This is a genomic window from Microbacterium sp. cx-59, from assembly GCF_020805625.1.
In the GTDB taxonomy this organism is placed as follows: Bacteria; Actinomycetota; Actinomycetes; order Actinomycetales; family Microbacteriaceae; genus Microbacterium.
In genome coordinates this window covers 65,440-85,119 of the sequence record NZ_JAJHGO010000002.1, presented here as the reverse complement: position 1 = coordinate 85,119, position 19,680 = coordinate 65,440, and the positions used below count along the sequence as shown (strand labels likewise).

Annotated in this window: 17 protein-coding genes; 4 read left to right on the top strand and 13 right to left on the bottom strand. The window is 69.2% G+C overall.

Annotation, left to right across the window (positions count from 1 at the left end; translation table 11 throughout):
- Window positions 1-23: 23 nt before the first annotated feature.
- Window positions 24-1,118, bottom strand: coding sequence for a tRNA 2-thiouridine(34) synthase MnmA (gene mnmA / locus LMI96_RS02375; RefSeq protein ID WP_223720993.1), 1,095 nt, complete (start codon window positions 1,116-1,118; stop codon window positions 24-26).
- A gap of 9 nt (window positions 1,119-1,127) precedes the next feature.
- Window positions 1,128-2,315, bottom strand: coding sequence for a cysteine desulfurase family protein (locus LMI96_RS02370; RefSeq protein WP_228360359.1), 1,188 nt, complete (start codon window positions 2,313-2,315; stop codon window positions 1,128-1,130).
- A gap of 94 nt (window positions 2,316-2,409) precedes the next feature.
- Between LMI96_RS02370 and glgX the strand changes: the two genes are divergently transcribed.
- The 3 genes from glgX (at window position 2,410) to glgB (ending at window position 8,831) form a co-directional block, all read left to right on the top strand.
- Window positions 2,410-4,497, top strand: a complete 2,088-nt coding sequence (glgX, locus tag LMI96_RS02365; protein WP_228360358.1) for a glycogen debranching protein GlgX — start codon at window positions 2,410-2,412, stop codon at window positions 4,495-4,497.
- 213 nt (window positions 4,498-4,710) lie between these two features.
- Entirely contained in the window at window positions 4,711-6,693 is a 1,983-nt protein-coding gene (locus tag LMI96_RS02360; RefSeq protein WP_228360364.1) for an alpha-1,4-glucan--maltose-1-phosphate maltosyltransferase, read from the top strand.
- Window positions 6,690-8,831, top strand: a complete 2,142-nt coding sequence (gene glgB, locus LMI96_RS02355) for a 1,4-alpha-glucan branching protein GlgB (protein WP_228360357.1) — start codon at window positions 6,690-6,692, stop codon at window positions 8,829-8,831. The genes LMI96_RS02360 and glgB overlap by 4 nt, the downstream gene beginning before the upstream one ends.
- A 35-nt stretch (window positions 8,832-8,866) precedes the next feature.
- On the opposite strand, the gene LMI96_RS02350 is transcribed toward glgB, so the two are convergent.
- Together LMI96_RS02350 and LMI96_RS02345 are read right to left on the bottom strand one after the other, a co-directional pair.
- On the bottom strand, window positions 8,867-9,811 hold the full coding sequence (locus LMI96_RS02350; RefSeq protein ID WP_228360356.1) for a tetratricopeptide repeat protein: 945 nt from the start codon (window positions 9,809-9,811) through the stop codon (window positions 8,867-8,869).
- Complete coding sequence (locus LMI96_RS02345; RefSeq protein WP_228360355.1) at window positions 9,811-11,685, bottom strand: glycosyl transferase; 1,875 nt, start codon at window positions 11,683-11,685, stop codon at window positions 9,811-9,813. The genes LMI96_RS02350 and LMI96_RS02345 overlap by 1 nt, the downstream gene beginning before the upstream one ends.
- 152 nt (window positions 11,686-11,837) lie before the next feature.
- Between LMI96_RS02345 and LMI96_RS02340 the strand changes: the two genes are divergently transcribed.
- Complete coding sequence (locus LMI96_RS02340) at window positions 11,838-12,893, top strand: AI-2E family transporter (RefSeq protein ID WP_223720987.1); 1,056 nt, start codon at window positions 11,838-11,840, stop codon at window positions 12,891-12,893.
- Here the strand turns inward: LMI96_RS02340 and LMI96_RS02335 are convergent.
- The 9 genes from LMI96_RS02335 to rpsB form a co-directional block, all read right to left on the bottom strand.
- The gene (locus LMI96_RS02335) at window positions 12,890-13,609 is read right to left on the bottom strand and encodes an alpha/beta hydrolase (protein ID WP_228360354.1); all 720 of its coding nucleotides are present in this window, start codon (window positions 13,607-13,609) and stop codon (window positions 12,890-12,892) included. The two genes, LMI96_RS02340 and LMI96_RS02335, sit on opposite strands and share 4 nt — an antisense overlap.
- A 1-nt stretch (window position 13,610) precedes the next feature.
- Window positions 13,611-13,901: a hypothetical protein gene (locus LMI96_RS02330; RefSeq protein WP_223720985.1), complete on the bottom strand. Its 291-nt coding sequence runs from the start codon at window positions 13,899-13,901 to the stop codon at window positions 13,611-13,613.
- A 10-nt stretch (window positions 13,902-13,911) separates the two neighbouring features.
- Window positions 13,912-14,607 carry a transglycosylase SLT domain-containing protein gene (locus LMI96_RS16275; RefSeq protein ID WP_228360353.1) on the bottom strand — a complete coding sequence of 232 codons (696 nt, stop codon included), beginning with the start codon at window positions 14,605-14,607 and terminating at the stop codon, window positions 13,912-13,914.
- Window positions 14,608-14,658: 51 nt separating this feature from the next.
- The gene (locus tag LMI96_RS02320; protein ID WP_228360352.1) at window positions 14,659-15,273 is read right to left on the bottom strand and encodes a DivIVA domain-containing protein; all 615 of its coding nucleotides are present in this window, start codon (window positions 15,271-15,273) and stop codon (window positions 14,659-14,661) included.
- Window positions 15,270-16,298 (bottom strand): phosphatidate cytidylyltransferase, encoded by a 1,029-nt coding sequence (locus LMI96_RS02315; protein ID WP_228360351.1) that lies wholly within the window; start codon window positions 16,296-16,298, stop codon window positions 15,270-15,272. Before LMI96_RS02315 ends, LMI96_RS02320 begins: the two co-directional genes overlap by 4 nt.
- Window positions 16,299-16,305: 7 nt before the next feature.
- Entirely contained in the window at window positions 16,306-16,845 is a 540-nt protein-coding gene (gene frr, locus LMI96_RS02310; protein WP_267059197.1) for a ribosome recycling factor, read from the bottom strand.
- A gap of 79 nt (window positions 16,846-16,924) precedes the next feature.
- The gene (pyrH, locus tag LMI96_RS02305) at window positions 16,925-17,641 is read right to left on the bottom strand and encodes a UMP kinase (protein ID WP_223720980.1); all 717 of its coding nucleotides are present in this window, start codon (window positions 17,639-17,641) and stop codon (window positions 16,925-16,927) included.
- Window positions 17,642-17,719: 78 nt separating this feature from the next.
- Window positions 17,720-18,547 carry a translation elongation factor Ts gene (gene tsf / locus LMI96_RS02300; protein ID WP_223720979.1) on the bottom strand — a complete coding sequence of 276 codons (828 nt, stop codon included), beginning with the start codon at window positions 18,545-18,547 and terminating at the stop codon, window positions 17,720-17,722.
- A 101-nt stretch (window positions 18,548-18,648) separates the two neighbouring features.
- Entirely contained in the window at window positions 18,649-19,584 is a 936-nt protein-coding gene (rpsB, locus tag LMI96_RS02295) for a 30S ribosomal protein S2 (protein WP_223720978.1), read from the bottom strand.
- Window positions 19,585-19,680 lie beyond the last annotated feature (96 nt).

Below are 19,680 nucleotides of genomic sequence, written 5' to 3'. Positions count from 1 at the left end.
CCGGGAGGTTGACGGGGCGCGGCTCAGCCGACCGGGACGGCCGAAACGGTGCGGTCGATCGTGAACTGACCGAGCACCCGCGTGCCGTCGTAGAGCACGGCGGTCTGGCCGGGCGCCACTCCATCGAACGGCACGCTCGGGCGCACCGTCACGGTGCCGTCGACGATGGTGGCGCGCGCCGGCACGGGGTCGGCATGAGCGCGGATCTGCACATCGCAGTCGAAATCGTCGGCGACAGGCGGTCGGCCCGCCCAGGAGGAGCGCTCCCCCGCGATCTCGGCGGTCGCGAGCGCCTCCTTCGGGCCGACGACCACAGTGTTGGAGACGGGACGCACCTCGAGCACGAAGCGCGGCTTGCCGTCTGCCGCGGGGACGCCGATCGACAGCCCGCGCCGCTGCCCCACGGTGAACGCGTGGGCCCCCTCGTGCGTTCCGATCACGTCGCCCGACCGGTCCAGGATCTGCCCCTGCTCCGCGCCCACGCGCTCGGCGAGCCACCCGCGGGTGTCGCCGTCGGGGATGAAGCAGATGTCGTGGCTGTCGGGCTTCTGCGCGACGGTCAGACCGCGTTCAGCCGCCTCGGCCCGGACGAGGGCCTTGGACGGGGTCGAGCCCAGCGGGAAATACGTGTGCGCCAGCTGCTCCGCAGTGAGCACGCCCAGCACATAGGACTGATCCTTGGCCTGATCCGACGCGCGGTGCAGCTCGAGCCCCTCGGGCGTCGTGACGAGCGTCGCGTAGTGCCCCGTGCAGACCGCATCGAAGCCCAGCTCGATCGCGCGTTCCAGGAGCGCCGCGAACTTGATCTTCTCGTTGCAGCGCATGCACGGATTAGGCGTCCGGCCCGCCCGGTACTCGGCGACGAAATCGTCGATCACGTCGTCGCGGAAGCGCTCCGAGAAGTCCCAGACGTAGAACGGGATGCCGAGGCGGTCGGCCGCGCGACGGGCGTCCATCGCGTCCTCGATCGTGCAGCATCCGCGGCTTCCGGTGCGGAGCGTTCCCCCGGCGCGAGACAGCGCGAGATGCACGCCGACGACCTCGTGGCCGGCCTCGACCGCCCGGGCTGCGGCCACGGCCGAGTCGACGCCGCCACTCATCGCCGCAAGAATTCGCATCAGAACAGTCTACGAGCGCATCGAGCCCGCGGCGCCGGCGGCCGCGCGCGCCCGCTCGACCGCCCACGGCAACGCGGCGAGAGCGGCGTCCACGTCGGCGTCGGTGGTCGTTCGGCCCAGGCTCAACCGCAGCACCGAGCGCGCCGCCTCGTCGTCACGGCCGAGCGCCCGCACCACGTGCGAGGGCTCCGGGACCCCCGCCTGGCAGGCGGATCCGGTCGAGACCGAGATGTCGCGCTGATCGAGAAGGAAGAGCATCGTTTCCCCGCGGGCACCGTCGAACAGAACGTGCAGAGTGCCCGGCACGCGTCGCGCGGCGTCGCCCAGCACCTCCGCATCCGGGATGGTCGACAGGATGCCGGCGGCCAGCCGATCGCGGAGGCGTCCGAGTCGCGTTTGTTCCGCTCCGAGCTCGGCGATGGTGGCTTCGGCCGCGGCGGCGAATGCTGCCGCGCCCGCGACGTCCTGCGTGCCCGGGCGCAGCCCGCGCTGCTGCCCGCCGCCGTGCAGCTGCGCCCGAAGCGCGGCCGCGCGGGACACGACCAGCGCCCCCACGCCGACGGGGCCGCCGACCTTGTGCGCCGACACGCTCAGCGCGACGAGCCCGGCGGAGGCGGACGCATCCGCTCGCCACTCGGCGAACCGCACCGGCACGTGCCCGAACGCGGCGACCGCGTCCAGGTGCAGCGGGACGCCGTGGATGGATGCGGCGGCGGCGAGGGCGGCCGCATCCGACACCGTCCCGACTTCGTTGTTCGCCACCAGGGCGGTGGCGAGCGCGGCTCCGGGAAGCGCCTCGACGAACCTCGCGGTCGAGATCGCGCCCGTCGGTTCGAGGGCGACCGGACGCACCACCGCGCCCCACTCACCCACGAGTTCCGCGACGGAGTCGAGGGTCGCGTGGTGTTCTCCGTCGGGCAGGACGACCGCACAGGTTCCGGCGGCGCGCGCGGCCCACAGCCCCTTCACGGCGAGATTCACCGCCTCGGTGCCGCCGCTCGTGAACACCACCTCGATCGGGTCGCAGTCCAGGAGCGCGGCCAGCCTCTCCCGCGCATCCTCAAGCACGCGGCGGGCGGCCTGACCGCTGCCGTGGATCGACGACGCGTTGCCCCCCGCCTCCGCCGCGGCGAGCCACGCCTCTCGCGCCTCCGGCCGGAGCGGGCTCGAGGCGGCGTGGTCGAGGTACACGTGCACCTCTCCACTGTCCCACGTCCGCGCATCGCCCGGCCCGCGGCCGGCGCCCGTCCCCGTAACGAGCCGGACTCGGAGCGTAGCTAGGGTAGTCCGCATGGTCAGCACGAACCCGACCTCGGCCGCCCCCACCGCCAACACGATCCTCGACCCCGCTCTCGACGATCTCGGAGTCCGATTCGGCGACGGCGGCGGCACCCTCCGGGTCTGGTCCCGCGATGCCGACTCGGTCGAACTCGTGACGTTCGACGAGGGCGATCTCGACTGGCGGACAGCGAGCGTGCCGCTCGAGCGGCAGGCCCGCGGGGTGTGGCAGGTCGACTCCGAGCTCCTGCATCCGGGCGCCCGGTACGCGGTGCGGGCCACCGGGCCGCAGACCGGGGGCCACGCCTTCAACCCGGGCACCCTGCTCATCGAGCCGTACTCGCGAGGTCTCGTGAGCGGCGGCTTCGGTGACTGGCGGAGCGTCGCGGTACGTTCCGACTTCGACTGGGGCGGCGTGCAGAAGCCGGCCATCCCGCTCGATCGCACCGTGCTCTACGAGGGACACGTCAAGGGCCTGTCGAAGCGGCATCCGGGAGTTCCGACAGCCCTCCACGGCACGTACGCCGGCCTCGCCCACCCCGCGATGATCGAGCATTTCCTGAGCCTCGGCATCACGACGATCGAGTTGCTGCCGATCCATGTCTTCGCCTCCGAACCGCGTCTGCTCCAGCTCGGGCTCAGCAACTACTGGGGGTACAACACCCTCAATTTCTTCACCCCGCACCCGGATTACGCGACCGAGGCCGCCCGCCGAGAGGGACCGGAAGCCGTCCTCCGCGAGGTCAAGGGCATGGTCAAACTGCTGCACGAGGCAGGCCTCGAAGTCGTTCTCGATGTGGTCTACAACCACACCGCCGAAGAGGGACTCGGCGGACCACGGACGAGCCTTCGCGGCCTCGACAACCGCGGGTACTACCGCCAGACCGCCGATGGTTCCTACATCGACGTGACCGGATGCGGGAACGCCCTCGACACCTCGACCGATGCCGCCGCGCGGCTCGTGCTCGACTCGCTGCGCTACTGGGCGAACGACGTCCAGATCGACGGGTTCCGCTTCGACCTCGCGGCCACCCTCGGGCGCGACGCCGAGCACACCTTCACACCGGACCATCCGCTTCTGCGGGCCATCGTCGACGATCCGGCGCTGGCCGGGGTGAAGAAGATCGCCGAGCCGTGGGACGTCGGGATGGGCGGCTGGCAGACGGGCAACTTCGGCGAGGGCTGGAGCGAGTGGAACGATCGCTACCGCGATCGGGTGCGGAACTTCTGGCTGTCCGATGTCGACTACGCCCGTCGCGCGTCCACGGCACCCGTCGGGATCGGCGGTCTCGCGCACCGCCTCGCCGGGTCCGCCCAGACCTTCAGCGAGACGCGCGGGCCTCTGGCGAGCGTGAACTTCGTCACGGCGCACGACGGGTTCACGCTGCGGGATCTGGTGTCCTACGACGTCAAACACAACCTCGGCAACGGTGAGCAGGGACGGGACGGAGCCGACACCAACCGCTCGTTCAACCACGGCACGGAGGGCGCCACATCCGACGCTCGGATCCTCGCCACCCGGCGGAAGGCCATGCGCAACCTCCTCGGTACCCTGCTGCTGTCGGCGGGCGTCCCGATGATCACCGCGGGAGACGAGTTCGGCCGCACGCAGCGCGGCAACAACAACGCCTACTGCCATGACTCGCCGTTGACCTGGTTGAGCTGGCAGCACGAGCCCTGGCAGCGCGACCTGTTCGCGCACGTGCAGCGCCTGCTCCAGGTGCGCCGAGAGAATCCGGCGCTTCGGCCGAGCCGATTCGCCCGCGAGGACGCACCGACGCCGTCGGCCTCGGTCATGCACTGGTTCGACGAGAACGGCCACACCATGTCCGACGAGCGGTGGACGAATCCCGCCCACCGGACGTTGCAGTACGTCGCCGCGTCGACACCCGAAGTCGAAGACTTCAACCGCATCCTGCTCATCGTGCACGGCAACGAGACACCGGTCGACGTCACTCTTCCGACGATCGACGGCGTGAGCGGTTATGTGGCGCTCTGGTCGAGCGCGGAGGATGCGCCTTCGCCCGACGAACCGGTCTTCGCCCCCGGCGACATCGTGCCGACAGGGCCTACCTCGATGCGGCTTTTCCGCGCGATCTGAGTCACCGGGCCACCCGGCACGCCCGGCCACATTCTCGGACACGCTTTCGGACACGGGGCGCGGCCTGTCAAGTCGCCCGCCGTCGCGGAGGCCGCGCGATAGGTTCATCACGTGGCCACACAGACCCGAACCCCGAAGCTCCCGGCCTGGCGCAGCGCGTCGGCCATCGCCGTCCGACCCGCTCCGGTTCCCGGCGCACCGCACGACACCGCGGTGCCGCGCATCCCGCTCAGCGATCCGCGCCCATCCGCTCTCGATCCGTCCTTCCGGCCGAGCGCCTTCGCCGGTGAGGTCGTGCCGTTCCGCGTCACCGCTTTCCGCGAGGGCCACGACCGCATTGGTGTGCAGGTGCGCCTCACCTCGCCCGACGGAACGGAGTCGCTGCACCGGCTCGCCTCTCTGGAGAACGGCCTCGACCATTGGGCGACCGAGGTCGCGCTGCTCGAACAGGGAACATGGTCGTTCCGATTCGAGTCCTTCGCCGACGACTACGGCACCTGGCGGCACGCGGCCGCGCTGAAGATCGCCGCGGGCGTGGATGCGGCTCTGATGCGCGAGACGGGTTCGCTCCTGTTCGAACGAGCCCTCGCCGAGAAGGACCGTCCGGTCGCCGAGCGGCGCGTCCTGCGCGAGCGCGCTCGCGAGCTCCGCGACCCCGCGCTCGACGACCTCGCCGCGCTCGCGATCGTCAGCGACGACGCCATCGCCGGGTTCTTCCGCGACCGTCCGCTGTTTTCGCTGTTCTCGATCGGGGACCGTCGCGAGCTGCTCGTCGAGCGCGAACGCGCCGGCGTGGGGGCCTGGTACGAGTTCTTCCCCCGTTCGGAAGGCGCCGTGCGCGCCGACGACGGAACCATCACGAGCGGCACGTTCCAGACCGCGCGCCTTCGTCTGCCCGAGGTCGCAGCCATGGGCTTCGACGTGCTGTACCTCCCCCCGATCCACCCGATCGGTCGCACGAACCGGAAGGGTCCGAACAACACCCTCACGGCCGGGCCGAACGACCCCGGGTCGCCCTGGGCGATCGGCGCCGCCGAGGGTGGCCACGACACCGTCCACCCCGACCTCGGCACACTCGACGATTTCCGTGCCTTCGTCGCCGACGCCCGGTCCGAGGGGCTCGAAGTCGCGCTCGATCTCGCCCTGCAGGCCTCCCCGGACCATCCGTGGGTGACGTCGCACCCGGAGTGGTTCACCACGCTTCCGGACGGCTCCATCGCGTTCGCTGAGAACCCCCCGAAGAAGTACCAGGACATCTACCCGGTGAACTTCGACAACGATCCCGAGGGGATCCGCGCCGAGGTTCTGCGGGTCGTGCGTCACTGGATCGCCCAGGGCGTGCGGATCTTCCGCGTCGACAACCCGCACACCAAGCCGCTGCAGTTCTGGGAGTGGCTCATCCGGACGGTCACAGCAGAGACTCCGGATGCGGTGTTCCTCGCCGAGGCGTTCACCCGCCCCGCGCCCATGCAGGCACTCGCGCGCGTCGGGTTCCAGCAGAGCTACAGCTACTTCACATGGCGCAACACCAAGGCCGAACTCGAGGAGTTCTTCACGGAGATCGCGTTCGGCACGTCGGACTTCCTGCGGCCGAATCTCTTCGTGAACACCCCCGACATCCTCACCGAGTACCTGCAGTACGGCGGGCGCCCGGCCTACAAGATCCGCGCCGCGCTCGCTGCCACGGCCGCACCGACGTACGGCGTGTACGCCGGGTACGAGCTCTTCGAGAACGTTGCGCGCCCGGGCAGCGAAGAGAACATCGACAACGAGAAGTACGAGTACAAGATCCGGGACTGGGCGGGCGCCGAGGCGAACGGCGACTCGCTCGCTCCGTACCTCCGTCGCCTGAACGAGATCCGTCGCACCCACCCCGCGCTCCGCCAGCTGCGGAATCTGTCTGTGCACTGGAGCGACGACGACGCGGTGCTGGTGTTCTCGAAGCACCTCGACGCGGCGCTCTCCGCCGACGGCGTCGCCGACACCATCCTGGTCGTCGTGAACGTGGATCCGCACTCTACCCGCGAGACGACCGTGCACCTCGACACCACCGTGTGGGGCGTTGCGCCCGGCGCACCGTTCGTCGTCGAGGACCTCATCACCGGCGCGACCTGGACCTGGACCGACCACGACTTCGTCCGTCTCGACGCGTTCAGCGAGCCCGTCCACATCCTGCACGTGAAGGGCCTCGCATGAGCTCCGTAGATTCCACCGTCCTGGCGGCTCTCGCCGAAGGCACGCACCACTCGCCGCACGACATCCTGGGCATGCACGCCGGAGAAGGCGCCGACTCATGGGTGGTTCGCGCCCGCCGACCGCTCGCCGAGAGCGTGACGGCCGTCTTCGGGGACGGCCGTCGGGTCTCACTCGCGCATCTGGAGTCCGGCATCTGGGAAGGATCCGTCGCGGGCGAGTACATGCCGTACCAGCTCGTCTCGACTTATCGCGAGGGCCCGGCGCACGTCGCCGATGACCCGTACCGATTCACCCCCACAATGGGCGAGCTCGACCTGCATCTCATCCGCGAGGGCCGCCACGAGAAGCTCTGGGAGGTCCTCGGCTCGCACGTCCGCCGCCACGGCGGCGCGGCCGGCACGTCCTTCGCTGTATGGGCGCCCAACGCCCGCGCCGTGCGGGTCGTCGGCGACCACAACGGGTGGGACGGCCGGGGGCAGGCGATGCGTTCGATGGGGTCCAGCGGCGTATGGGAGATCTTCCTCCCGGGGATCGGCGCGGGAACGGCCTACAAGTACGAGATCCTCACCGCGAACGACGGCTGGATCATGAAAGCGGACCCGATGGCACGCCTGGCCGAAGTGCCGCCGGCGACCGCATCCGTCGTCACGGACTCCGAGTACGTCTGGCAGGACGACGAGTGGATCGCCGAGCGCGCACGCACGCAGCCCGTCGATCGGCCGATGTCGGTGTACGAGCTGCACCTGGGGTCGTGGCGTCCGGGCCTCGGTTACCGTGACGCGGCCGACCCGCTCGTGGAGTACCTCACGGCGCAGGGGTTCACGCACGTCGAGTTCCTGCCCCTGGCCGAGCATCCGTTCGGTGGGTCCTGGGGCTACCAGGTGTCGGGCTACTACGCCCCCACGAGCCGCTTCGGCGGCCCCGACGACCTCCGCTACCTCATCGACCGCCTGCACGCGGCCGGCATCGGGGTCATCATGGACTGGGTGCCGGGGCATTTCCCCAAGGACGCCTTCGCCCTGGCATGCTTCGACGGTCAGCCGCTGTATGAGCACCCCGACCCGCGCCGCGGCGAGCACCGGGACTGGGGCACCCTGATCTTCGACTACGGACGCAACGAGGTGCGGAACTTCCTCGTCGCGAACGCGCTGTACTGGTTCGAGGAGTTCCACGTCGACGGGCTGCGTGTGGATGCGGTCGCCTCCATGCTGTACCTCGACTACTCCCGTGACGCCGGTGAGTGGGAACCGAACGTTCACGGCGGACGCGAGAATCTCGAGGCCATCCGGTTCCTCCAGGAGACGAACGCGACGGTCTACAAGACGTTCCCGGGCGTCGCGATGATCGCGGAGGAGTCGACGAGCTTCCCCGGCGTCACCGCGCCCACGAGCGCCGGCGGACTCGGTTTCGGTTTCAAATGGAACATGGGATGGATGAACGACACGCTCGTCTACATCGCCCGCGATCCGATGTACCGCTCGCATCACGAGGGTGAACTCTCGTTCTCGTTCGTCTACGCGTTCACCGAGAACTTCGTGCTCCCGATCAGTCACGACGAGGTCGTGCACGGCAAGGGGAGCCTGTTCACGCGGATGCCGGGAGACCACTGGCAGAAGCTCGCCGGCATGCGCCTGTTCCTCAGCTACATGTGGGGGCACCCGGGCAAGCAGCTGCTATTCATGGGCCAGGAGTTCGGCCAGATGTCGGAGTGGTCGGAAGGACGCGGGCTCGACTGGTGGCTGCTCGACCAGCCTTCTCATCGTCAGCTGCAGGACTTCGTCGCCGCGTTGAACGCGGCCTACCGGGCTCAGCCCGCGCTGTGGGCGCGGGACAGCGACGGCGGCGCGTTCGATCGGATCGGCGGTCCGGTCTGGAACCCGAACGTATCGGCGTTCGTCCGGCGTGACGGTGCCGGCGACACGGTCGCGATCGTGTGCAACTTCTCCGGAGTTCCCCTCACGGACTTCGCGCTCGACCTGCCGGCCGCGGGCACGTGGGCCGAGATCCTCAACTCGGACGCGTCCGAGTACGGCGGATCGGGCGTCGGAAACTTCGGCTCGGTGCAGACGGATGCCGAGGGCCGCGCGCGCGTCTCCGTGCCGCCGCTCGGCGCGCTCTGGCTGCGGCACGAGTCCTGACCGCTCCGCACCGCCCACACCGCGGCCGCTGAACCTCAGAACAGAAGCGAGGCGAGGCGGCCGCGGGCCCGGATGACGCGCGGGTCGGCGTCGCCGATCAGCCCGAAGAGCTCCAGCAGCCGTTCCCGAACGGGCGCCCGTTCGTCCGTCGGCAGTGCCGCGAAGAGTTCGAGGAGACGCTCGAAGGCATCCTCCACGTGACCGCCGGAGACGTCGAGGTCGGCGACGGCGAACTGCGCGCCCACGTCGAGCGGCGCTGCCGCCGCGGCGGCCCGAGCTTCCTGCAGGTTCAGTCCCTGCACCCGCTGCAGAAGCCGCACCTGTCCGAGACCCGCCTGCGCGTCCGCATCCCGAGGATTCTCCGCGAGCGCGCGCTCGTAGGCGTCGACCGCGCGAGCGTAGTCGCCGGCCTCGATCGCGTCGTACGCTTCCGCGTGCAGCGGCGGCACCGGCGGCTCCTCGGGCTCGGACGCACCATCCGCCGCGTCCTGATCTCCGACCGGGACCGTGCCCGTCACACCGTTCTGCGCGGCGAGCTGCAGCAGCTGGGCGAACACTTCGCGCACCTGCTGCTCGGGCACCGCGCCGGTGAACATCGGCACCGGCTGCCCGGCGACGAGCGCGACGACCATCGGAATCGACTGCGCCCGGAAGGCCTGCTGGAGCTGCGGGTTCGCGTCGACGTCGACCTTCGCGAGCACGACCCGTCCGCCGAGCTCGATGACGACCTTCTCGAGGATCGGGCTCAGCTGCTTGCACGGCCCGCACCACTCGGCCCAGAGGTCGACGACGATCGGAACCGTCCGCGACAGCTCGAGCACCTGGGGGAAGCTCGCGTCGGTCACGTCCATCACGAGCGCGGATGCGGACGCCTCCGGCACGGGCTGGCCCGCGCCCGCGGCCGGGGGCTGAGGGCGGTTGCGGAGCGAGGACAGGTCGACAGCGCCGCGAAGGACCGCGCCGGGGGTGGGATCGGTCATCAGAGAACCTTTGCTTCCAGGATGTTGGACGAGTATCCGAGCAGCCGGACCTTCTCCGTCGAGCTCTGTGCCGGCACGTAGAAGAACAGCTGGTCAGCGAATGTGGTCGAAACGCCGCTCTTGGACTCCGCGACCCCGGTCAGCGCCTGCACGGTCGGGTTGCCCTCGAACTTGATCACGACGTCTTCGTTCGCGGGCTTCACCGTGTCGGTTTCGGTGACCGTGACGGCGACGATCGCGCCGCTTTCGAGCGTGGCCAGGGCGAGCGGAGCGTTGGCTCCCGCCGCTGAGCTGAACTCGAGCGTTCCCGTGTTGGTGGCCGTGGTATTGAAGGCGTCGAGGCGCTTCTGACGGTCGGCCGCGACGCTCTCGCTGAAGAGGTCGGACTGCTCGTCGAAGAGTCCGGCGAACGAGCTCTGGTCGCCGTTGCTCAACACATCCGCGTAGGCCGAGGCCAGCTGGTCGGGTGCCACCAGCAGGAACGACGATCCGGGCGGCACCTGGGCTGCGCCGATGTAGGCGGGCGCGAGATCGGGCATCTCCGTCGAGCCACCGAGGTTTCCGAGGTACGAGAGCTTGTACTCGGACCAGGCATCGGCCTGGGTCATCATCATGATGGTCGACGTCGTCGCATCCGAGGCGTTGTTCTGCACGACAGCCATGACGGTCCGGGGCCAGCCGTCGTAGGCCTGCGGCAGGATGATCTGCGTCGGCTCCGAAGGGATCGCCGGCAGCGCGGTGTAGTCCGCGATACTCCCCCGCAGCGTGTAGTTCGTCGCCCGCTCGGCCAGGGCCGCGCCGGTCAGCCGGGTTCCGGCGAGGGTCGCGTCGCGCGCCTCATCTGCCTGGGCAACGGTCTCGGAGATCCGAGCCAGGATCTGCCGGGCCTGTCCTTCGGTGACGGCCGGGGCCTGCTGTTCGTCGGAGTCGACGATCGGAGCCGTGGCACTCGGCGTAGGCGTGGGGGCCAACTGCGGCCAGGCATCGGCGGAGCACCCGGTGAACAGCAGTGCGGCGCCGACGAGAGCGGGCACCGCGATGACGGCCTTGCGCCGACCGCTCCGCCGCGTCGTGGGGCCCGCGGTGATGACACCCTTTTCGGCGGCTTCGATGGACACGTCGATCGGCTGGGTCTCCAGAAGCGGCGGGGGCGCTTTGCGGCGGGGGCCGCGCGACCTGCGGGCGTGGCGGATGGCGAGCACGTACAGCACGACGCCCCCGACGAGCACGATGATCCCGAGGAGGATGAGAGGACCCGACCAGGGTGTGCTCTGCGACACGTCCCAGGTGATGCTGATGGATGCGGGCGCCGCGTTCGTACCGTCGGACGCGACGAGCACGCTCATCGTCGGCGGCAGTTGCAGCGGAGCGACGACCGCAGCGGGGTCGGAGTACTCGGCCAGCCAGAGGTCGGAACCGACGGGGCTCCGCGTCGGGGTGGTCTCCGGTGCGGACCCGTCCGTCGCCGCATCCGTCTCCGCGGCGGCATCCGTCTCGGTCGCGGCATCGGGCGTCGCCGCGTCGGGCGTCGTGGTCGAGGAGGGCGTGGGCTCCGGCTCGACGACCGTGGAGACGATCGAGTTCTCCTCGCCGGCAGCGACCGCCGTGTACTTCTGGTCGGCGAGCCAAGCGGAGACGTCGGCGGTACGCCCGTACGCAACGAAGACGCCGTCGTCGCCCTCGACCTTCAGCGTCTGGGTGCCCGGCAGAGCATTCAGCACCGCGCCGTCGATCACTGTATACGGGGAGTCGTCGGTCAGCGCGATCTCCGCCGATTGCGTGGAGGGACCATGGAAGACCGTGCGCTGGGCAATGCCCGCACCGATGAGTACGGCCGCGACCACGAAGGCGGCGACAGCCCAGACGAAACGCACGAAACATCCTCCCGACGCCATGACGGCGGCTCGATCCGACGTTCCAGCCTAGCCGAGAGCGGCTGGGTGTTTTTCGAGAGGGGTGATTGTGCGGCCCAGACCCCGCGGAGCCGTAAAGTTGCCGCGTAGTCCCGCCCCCAAAGGAGTCTCCCGTGAAGGTGCACAACCCCTTCCGCGTCGCGTTCATCGGCACGCTCGGTGTCGGGCTCGGCCTGCTACTCATCATGAGCGTGCAAACGCTGTCGACGATCCTGCTCTACGTCGGTACGGCGCTCTTCCTCTCCCTCGGGCTCGAACCCGTCGTGGCGTGGCTCGAGCGACGCAAGCTGAAGCGCTGGGTCGCAGTCCTGATCACCGTGCTCGGGGTGCTGGCGATCTTCGCGGGCATCGTCTGGATGATCGTGCCGATCATCGTCAGCCAGGTGAGTCAGCTGGTCGATGCGATCACGACATTCCTCAACAGCACGTCGCTCGACGACGTCAAGGAATGGGTGCACTCGGTCTTCCCGGCCATCCAGGTGTCGTCGATCAACGACACGATCGCGAACTTCCAGGACTGGTTGCTCTCGAACTGGGGCGACATCACCGGAAGCGTCATCAACGTCGGCATCGCCTTCTTCAGCGGGCTGACGGGCGCCTTCATCGTGCTCATCCTGACCATCTACTTCACGGCCTCGACCCCGAACCTGAAGTCCGCGGTGTACAGCCTCGTGCCCGCCTCCAAGCGCCCGCGCTTCATCGATCTGTCCGAGCAGATCACCGACTCCGTCGGCTACTACGTCATGGGCCAGGGAGCACTCGGTGTAGCGAACGGCGTGCTGAGCGCCGTGTTCCTGTCGATCATCGGGGCACCCTTCCCGGCCGTGCTCGCGGTGGTCGCGTTCTTCTTCTCGCTCATCCCCCTCGTCGGCACCCTCACCGGCGCGGTGATCATCGTGCTGGCCTGCCTGATCCCCGACCTGGGATCCCCCCTGACGGCGCTCGTCGCCGCGATCTACTACCTGATCTACATGCAGCTCGAGGCGTACCTGATCTCGCCGCGCATCATGAACCGCGCGGTATCCGTGCCGGGAGCAGTCGTCGTGATCGCCGCTCTCGCGGGGGGCTCCCTGCTCGGCCTGCTGGGCGCGCTGGTCGCCATCCCGGTCGCGGCCAGCATCCTGATCATCTACCGCCAGGTGATCGTTCCCCGGCAGAACGCGCGTTAGCCGAGCGGTCCGTCCCACTCGGTCGGCAGCGGCGAGGCGGAGGGGTTCACGGCCCCGACGATCTCGTCGAGCACGCGCCTGGTCTGCGACTCCCCCACCCAGAGGTGCTTGCCGCCCTCGACGGGGATGAGTGTCGCCTCGGGCACCGACGAGAACCGCTCGACGGCCTCTGCCGGACGCAGGTAGTCGTCGAACTCGGGGATCAACGCGATGAGCCGACGATCGTCGCCGGCCCACGCCGCGACCTCGTCGGGGGTAGCGCGATGAAGGGGCGGTGACAACAGGATCGCCCCGTCGATGTCGTGCTCGCGGCCGTACTTCAGCGCGAGCTCGGTTCCGAAGGACCATCCCACGATCCACGGTTGCGGGAGCCCGCGCGCGCGGACGAACGCCATGGCCGCGGCGACGTCGTGACGCTCGAGCGCCCCACCGTCGAACACTCCCTCGCTCGTGCCCCGTGGCGACACAGTGCCGCGGGTGTTGAATCGGAGCACCGCGAGATCGGCCAGCGCCGGCAATCGCGCCGCCGCTTTTCTCAGGATGTGCGAATCCATGAATCCGCCGTGCGTGGGGAGCGGATGCAGCGTCACCAGGGTCGCGACGGGGTCGCGGTGCGCGGGCAGGGCGAGCTCGCCGACGAGCGTCAGTCCGTCCGCGGTCCGGAGTTCGATGTCTTCGCGACGGGCGGGTAGCAGGGTGGCTCCGCGGATCTCCATGTCAGTGCACCTTCCAGCAGTGAGTGTGCCAGTGTCGTCGGGCCGCAAGATCGGCGGCGTCGCCGAGGACGCCGTCCGCGCGCCACACCACGAGATGGGCCGTTCCTTCGGCGATCTGGCCGCCGCATCCGGGACACGTGTAGACCTTCGCGGCCTGCGCCGCGGAGATCGGTTGCACGGTCCATTCCGCCCCTCTGCGGAACTCCGAACGCTTCCAGCCCGCGAGCAACCGGTCGAACGAGTCCTCGTTCCGCGGCGCCTGCGACCGAGCACGGCGGCGTGGACGACTCATTCGCGCAGGCCTACCACCAGTGATTGCTGGTCCAGAACGCGAACGCGTTCTGCCAGCTGCCGTAGCGACCGACCGCGTAACCGTTCCCCCAGCGCAGGTTGTCGACCGGGTCGTAGCCGTTCCCCGGTACCTTGCTGCACGGCAGCGCCTGCACGAGACCGCACGCCCCGGAGGACCGGTTCGTCGCGTTCGGGTTCCAGCCGCTCTCGCGGCCGACGATGTAGTCGACGTAACCCCAGTCGCTCTCGGCGATACCGGCGGCCGCCATCCACTCCGCACTCGACCCGCCCCCCGTGTATAGAAGCGGTGCGGGGATCCCGCCGCCCTTCTTCACGGCGGCGGGCTCGGGGGTCGGGGTGGGGGTCGGCTTCGGCGTCTCGTAGGCGGTGTACCCGCCGCGATCGAACTCGACCGTGACCGTCTCGCCATCGAGGGCGAGAGACTGCGCATCACCGTAGGTGGCCGCGTAGACGGTCGTGCCGGCGGGCGTCTGATCGGAGGCCAGGGCGAGTCCGGCCGGTCCGAGGTACGCGGCGGCGAACCCCATCGCCGCGAGTCCCGCGAACACCCCGACCACGCCGCGCCGACGCGACCAACGGGCATCGGCCGCGCGCGGTACCGGGCGTGCCGGACGCGCCACAGTGCGAGCCGATCGGCGCGTCACGGCGGCGGATGCGGGGGTACGGATCTCATCGCCAGAAGTCACAGTGTCCCCGATTCTACCGAGCAGTCGGCGCGTTCGCCATCCGCATCCGGATCAGCCGACAGCCAGCATGATCTCCACGACCGCGTCTAGGAGGGCATCCACCTGTGCTTCGCGGTATCCGCCGCGCTGCATCCGGAACGCCACGGATCGCACCTGTTCGACGGAAACGCCGGTGCCGTCCGCGAGGTAGCCGGCGATCTTGTCCGCCACCAGGTCGACCTCTTCGAGGCGGTATCCGTATCGCGCGACGGAGACCCGTTCGAAACGGGCGCGGCGCGGACGCGACAGCCGGTCCAGAATGACCTGCGCATCGGCGCGCTGCTGCTCGACCCAGGCACGCGCGCCCAGTCGCGACAGCGCCTGCGCGCGCTCCTGTGCCGCGAACGCATCCTCCACGCGGCCGAGCGCCGAATCGACGGCCGTGACGACGTAGCCGCCCCGCACGAGCGGAAACGACACATCTCGAACGGATGCCGCCGTGACGGCGTCGTCGGCCGTCCCGTCCGACTCGAACGAGGCACGGGCACGATCGAGGAACGCGTCCACCGCGGCGGCGTCGTACCCCTTCTCACGTCGCCGGGTGCGAGGGAACGCGTGCCGGACGGGCTCCACATCCGTCGGCGCAGACTCATCGGTCGTGAGGATCTCTTGCCCGAGCCCGGTCATGACACCGCCAATGGAGTGAGCAGGTAGTAGAGCGCGAGACCGGCGACCGCGGACGGCAGGATCGAGTCGAGCCGGTCGAGGACTCCGCCGTGCCCGGGAAGCCACGAGCTCATGTCTTTGATGCCGAGGTCGCGCTTGACCATCGACTCGCCGAGATCACCGGCGGTCGCGGTCCCGAGGATCACGAGACCGAGGATGATGCCGGTCCACCACGGCAGGCCGAGCATCAACCACGCGAGGAGTCCGCCGGCGATCACCGAGGCGACCGCGGCGCCCGCGAAGCCCTCCCACGTCTTCTTCGGGCTGATCCGGGGCGCCATCGGGTGACGACCGAGGGTGAGCCCGGTCACGTAGGCGCCGGTGTCGGCCGCGATTGCGACGATGAGGAACGCGAGCACCCACCACTCCCCGCCGTCCTGGCGAAGCAGGATGAGCGCCAGGCTCGCGAGGAAGGGAACGTAGAGCTGGACGAATCCGCCGATCAGCACGTCCTCGATCACCGCGGCGTACACCCGCCCATCCCGCGCGGCCATCTGCCCGACGAGCCGCCAGACGATGACGAGCGCCACCGCAACGAAGACCGCGACCCAGTGCACCCAGGGCTCGAGGAAGACCGCCGACAGCATCACGAGCGCACCGCCCGCGAGTTGCGGGGCGATGTCGACGCGACGTCCTGCGGCCTGCAGTGCCCGGGTGAACTCGAACACGCCGAGCACGGCGACGCCGATGCAGAAGATCACGAACGGCCACTTGTCGAAGATGAGAGACGCCACCACCACGACGCCGATGCCGAGCCCGATCAGGATGGCCAGAATCAGATCGCGGCCCGTGCGCTGCTTGATGCGGGCGTTCGCCTCCTCGAACTCCGCCCGCGCGTGCGCGACCTGGAGCTCGAACTCGTTCCGTGCCGCACGCATCTGCGAGGGCAGCGCGACGGGATCGACAGACTCCCCCGGGCGCGCCGGAGCAGAGACACCGTCGGTGCTCTGGGGCGGCGGCGCGGATTCGCCGAGCGGATCGGTCATGAAGCGATCAGACCTCGAGCAGCTCGGCCTCTTTGCGCTTGAGCGCCTCATCGATCGCGTCGACGTGCGCCCGGGTCAGAGCGTCGAGCTCCTTCTCCGCACGCGCCAGCTCGTCTTCGCCGATGTCGGACTTCAGCGCATCGAGGTCGTCCTTGGCCTTGCGCCGGATGCCCCGTACGTGGACCTTGGCGTCCTCGCCCTTGCTGCGGACGATCTTCACATACTCCTTGCGGCGATCCGCCGTGAGCTCCGGCATCGTCACCCGCACGATGTTGCCATCATTGGTCGGGTTGACACCGAGGTTCGGGACATCGCGGATGGCCTGCTCGATGGCCTTGAGCGCGGTCTTGTCGTACGGCGTGACGATGATCGTGCGCGCCTCGGGGGTGTTCAGCGACGCGAGCTGCGCCAGCGGCGTCGGCGATCCGTAGTATTCGACGCTGATCTTCTGGAAGAGCTGGGGGTTCGCGCGTCCGGTCCGAACGGTGGCGAAGTCCTCTTTGGCCGCTTCCACAGCACGATCCATCCGACCGGCGGTCTCGGTCATCACTTCGGCGATCACGGTATCTCCCTCGTGTACAGCAGAGTTCTCAGTCTAGTCGGCGCGGCACGCGCACCGCGGAACGTCAGACGGTGACGAGCGTGCCGATGCGCTCACCGAGGAGCGCCCGGGTGACGTTGCCGGCCGGCTCCATCCCGAACACCCGCATGTCGATGCCGTTGTCCATGCACAGGCTGAACGCGGTCGAGTCGACGACCTTCAACCCCTGCACGAGGGCATCGCCGTAGGTGATCCGGTCGAGTCGCACCGCGGTCGGGTCCTTCTTGGGGTCGGCCGTGTAGACGCCGTCGACGCCGTTCTTGGCGACCAGCACCTCGTCGGCACCGATCTCCAGCGCCCGCTGCGCTGCGACGGTGTCGGTCGAGAAGTACGGGAGCCCCGCGCCCGCCCCGAAGATCACGACGCGACCCTTCTCCATGTGACGCTCCGCGCGGCGCGGGATGTAGGGCTCCGCGACCTGCGTCATGGCGATGGCCGACTGCACGCGGGTGGCCGCGCCGGCCTGCTCGAGGAAGTCCTGGAGGGCGAGCGCGTTCATCACCGTGCCCAGCATGCCCATGTAGTCTGCCCGACCGCGGTCCATGCCGCGCTGGCTGAGCTCGGCTCCGCGGAAGAAGTTTCCGCCTCCCACCACCACGGCGATCTCCACGCGGTCGACGGCAGCAGCGATCTCGCGCGCCATCTGGCTGATCACGTCGGGGTTGACCCCGAGGGAACCACCTCCGAATGCTTCGCCCGAAAGCTTGAGCAGAACGCGACGGCGTCCGGTCTTCTCGTCCATGGGGGATCCTCTCGTCGGGAAAAACTTACGGCATGCGAAAGGCCCGCACCGGATGACGATGCGGGCCTTTCGAGTCGATTACGCGCCGACCTTGAACCGGGCGAAATCAGTGAGCGTGAGCCCGGCGTCCTGCGCGACCTTCGCGACGGACAGCTTGTTGTCCTTCGCATAGTCCTGGTCGAGCAGCGACACCTGCTTGAAGAACGCGTTGACGCGCCCCTCGACGATCTTCGGGAGCGCTGCCTCGGGCTTGCCCTCGTTGCGGGAGATCTCGGTGACGATCTCGCGCTCCTTGTCGACATCCGCCTCGGGCACGTCGGTGCGTGCGAGGTAGGTCGGGTTGGCGAACGAGATGTGCTGCGCGATGCTGCGCGCCGTCTCCGCGTCATCGCCCGAGTAGGCGAGGACCACGCCGACCTGCGGGGGCAGGTCCTTGCTGGTCTTGTGCAGGTAGATCTCGAAGTGCTCACCGGTGAGGGTGCGCACGCGACGCAGTTCCACCTTCTCGCCGATGATGGCGGCTTCGTCGGCGATCAGCTGGTCGACGCTCTGTCCGCCGGCGTCGGCCGCGAGGGCCGCCTCGACGGAGTCTGCGCCGGCAGCGGCGGCCGCATCCGCGACCTTGTCGGCCAGCGCGATGAAACGCTCGTTCTTCGCGACGAAGTCGGTCTCGCAGGCGAGCTCGACGAGCGTGACCGCGCCGGCGGACTCGCGAGCGACGACGAGGCCTTCGCTGGTGGAACGGTCAGCGCGCTTCGCGTTGCCCTTCGCACCCTTCAGACGCAGGATCTCGATGGCCTTCTCGACGTTGCCGTCAGCCTCTTCGAGAGCCTTCTTGGTGTCGACCATTCCGGTGCCGAGCTGCTCACGGAGAGCCTTGATGTCGGCGATGGTGAAGTTTGCCATGAGTGGCGGCTCCTTCTGTGTGGGGAGTTCTCGTGGATGCCGATCGGCGCGGCCGGAAGCCGACCGCGCCGATCGTCGCGGGTCCGAGGGACCCGCAGGGGTTACTTGGCGGCAGCCTCGTCGGCGACGGCAGCCTCGGCGCCGGCCTCGTCCGCAGCGGACTCGGTCGCGGCTTCGCCCTCGGCGGCCTGCTCGTCGGCAATGATCTCCGATGCGTCCTCGGACGCGATCTTCTCGTCTGCGACCGCGGCGGTCTCGGCGGAGGACTGCTCCGGCTCACCCTCGAGCAGCGCGCGCTCCCACTCGGCCAGCGGCTCAGCGGCCTGCTCGGCGTCGCCGGCGGGCTGGTGGCGCTGGATGAGACCCTCGGCCGCAGCGTCGGCGACGATGCGCGTCAGCAGCGCGACGGAGCGGATCGCGTCGTCGTTACCGGGGATCGGGTACTGGAACTCGTCGGGGTCGGCGTTGGTGTCGAGGATGCCGATCACCGGGATGCCGAGCTTCTTGGCCTCGTTGATCGCGAGGTGCTCGCGCTTCGCGTCGACGACCCAGATCGCGGAGGGCGTCTTGGTGAGGTTGCGGATACCACCGAGCGACTTGTGCAGCTTGTCGAGCTCGCGCTTCTTCAGCAGGAGCTCCTTCTTGGTGAAGCCGCTGTCAGCCGGGTTCTCGTAGTCGAGCTCCTCGAGCTCCTTCATGCGCGCGAGGCGCTTGGAGACCGTCTGGAAGTTGGTGAGGAGGCCACCGAGCCAGCGCTGGTTGACGTAGGGCTGGCCGACGCGCGTCGCCTGCTCGGCGAGGACTTCCTGAGCCTGCTTCTTCGTTCCGACGAAGAGGATGGTGCCGCCGTGGGCGACCGTCTCCTTGACGAACTCGTACGCCTGGTCGATGTACGACAGGGACTGCTGCAGGTCGATGATGTGGATGCCGCTGCGCTCCGTGAGGATGAAGCGCTTGACTTTCGGGTTCCACCGGCGGGTCTGGTGTCCGAAGTGGACGCCGCTGTCGAGCAGCTGGCGAATGGTGACGACGGCCATGGCCGTTCTCCTGTTCTGTGCGGTTGTGTCACCGGACCGGATGGTCGGCGAGCCTGGTGCCCGGCACGCACCCGCACGTCGCTTTCGCGAGTGACC

Coding starts and splice junctions, on each gene's coding strand:
- mnmA (WP_223720993.1), bottom strand. CDS start 1,118: ATGCGAATTCTTGCGGCGATGAGTGGCGGCGTCGACTCGGCCGTGGCC.
- glgX (WP_228360358.1), top strand. CDS start 2,410: ATGGTCAGCACGAACCCGACCTCGGCCGCCCCCACCGCCAACACGATC.
- glgB (WP_228360357.1), top strand. CDS start 6,690: ATGAGCTCCGTAGATTCCACCGTCCTGGCGGCTCTCGCCGAAGGCACG.
- LMI96_RS02350 (WP_228360356.1), bottom strand. CDS start 9,811: ATGACCGATCCCACCCCCGGCGCGGTCCTTCGCGGCGCTGTCGACCTG.
- LMI96_RS02335 (WP_228360354.1), bottom strand. CDS start 13,609: ATGGAGATCCGCGGAGCCACCCTGCTACCCGCCCGTCGCGAAGACATC.
- LMI96_RS02330 (WP_223720985.1), bottom strand. CDS start 13,901: ATGAGTCGTCCACGCCGCCGTGCTCGGTCGCAGGCGCCGCGGAACGAG.
- LMI96_RS02320 (WP_228360352.1), bottom strand. CDS start 15,273: ATGACCGGGCTCGGGCAAGAGATCCTCACGACCGATGAGTCTGCGCCG.
- LMI96_RS02315 (WP_228360351.1), bottom strand. CDS start 16,298: ATGACCGATCCGCTCGGCGAATCCGCGCCGCCGCCCCAGAGCACCGAC.
- frr (WP_267059197.1), bottom strand. CDS start 16,845: ATGACCGAGACCGCCGGTCGGATGGATCGTGCTGTGGAAGCGGCCAAA.
- pyrH (WP_223720980.1), bottom strand. CDS start 17,641: ATGGACGAGAAGACCGGACGCCGTCGCGTTCTGCTCAAGCTTTCGGGC.
- tsf (WP_223720979.1), bottom strand. CDS start 18,547: ATGGCAAACTTCACCATCGCCGACATCAAGGCTCTCCGTGAGCAGCTC.
- rpsB (WP_223720978.1), bottom strand. CDS start 19,584: ATGGCCGTCGTCACCATTCGCCAGCTGCTCGACAGCGGCGTCCACTTC.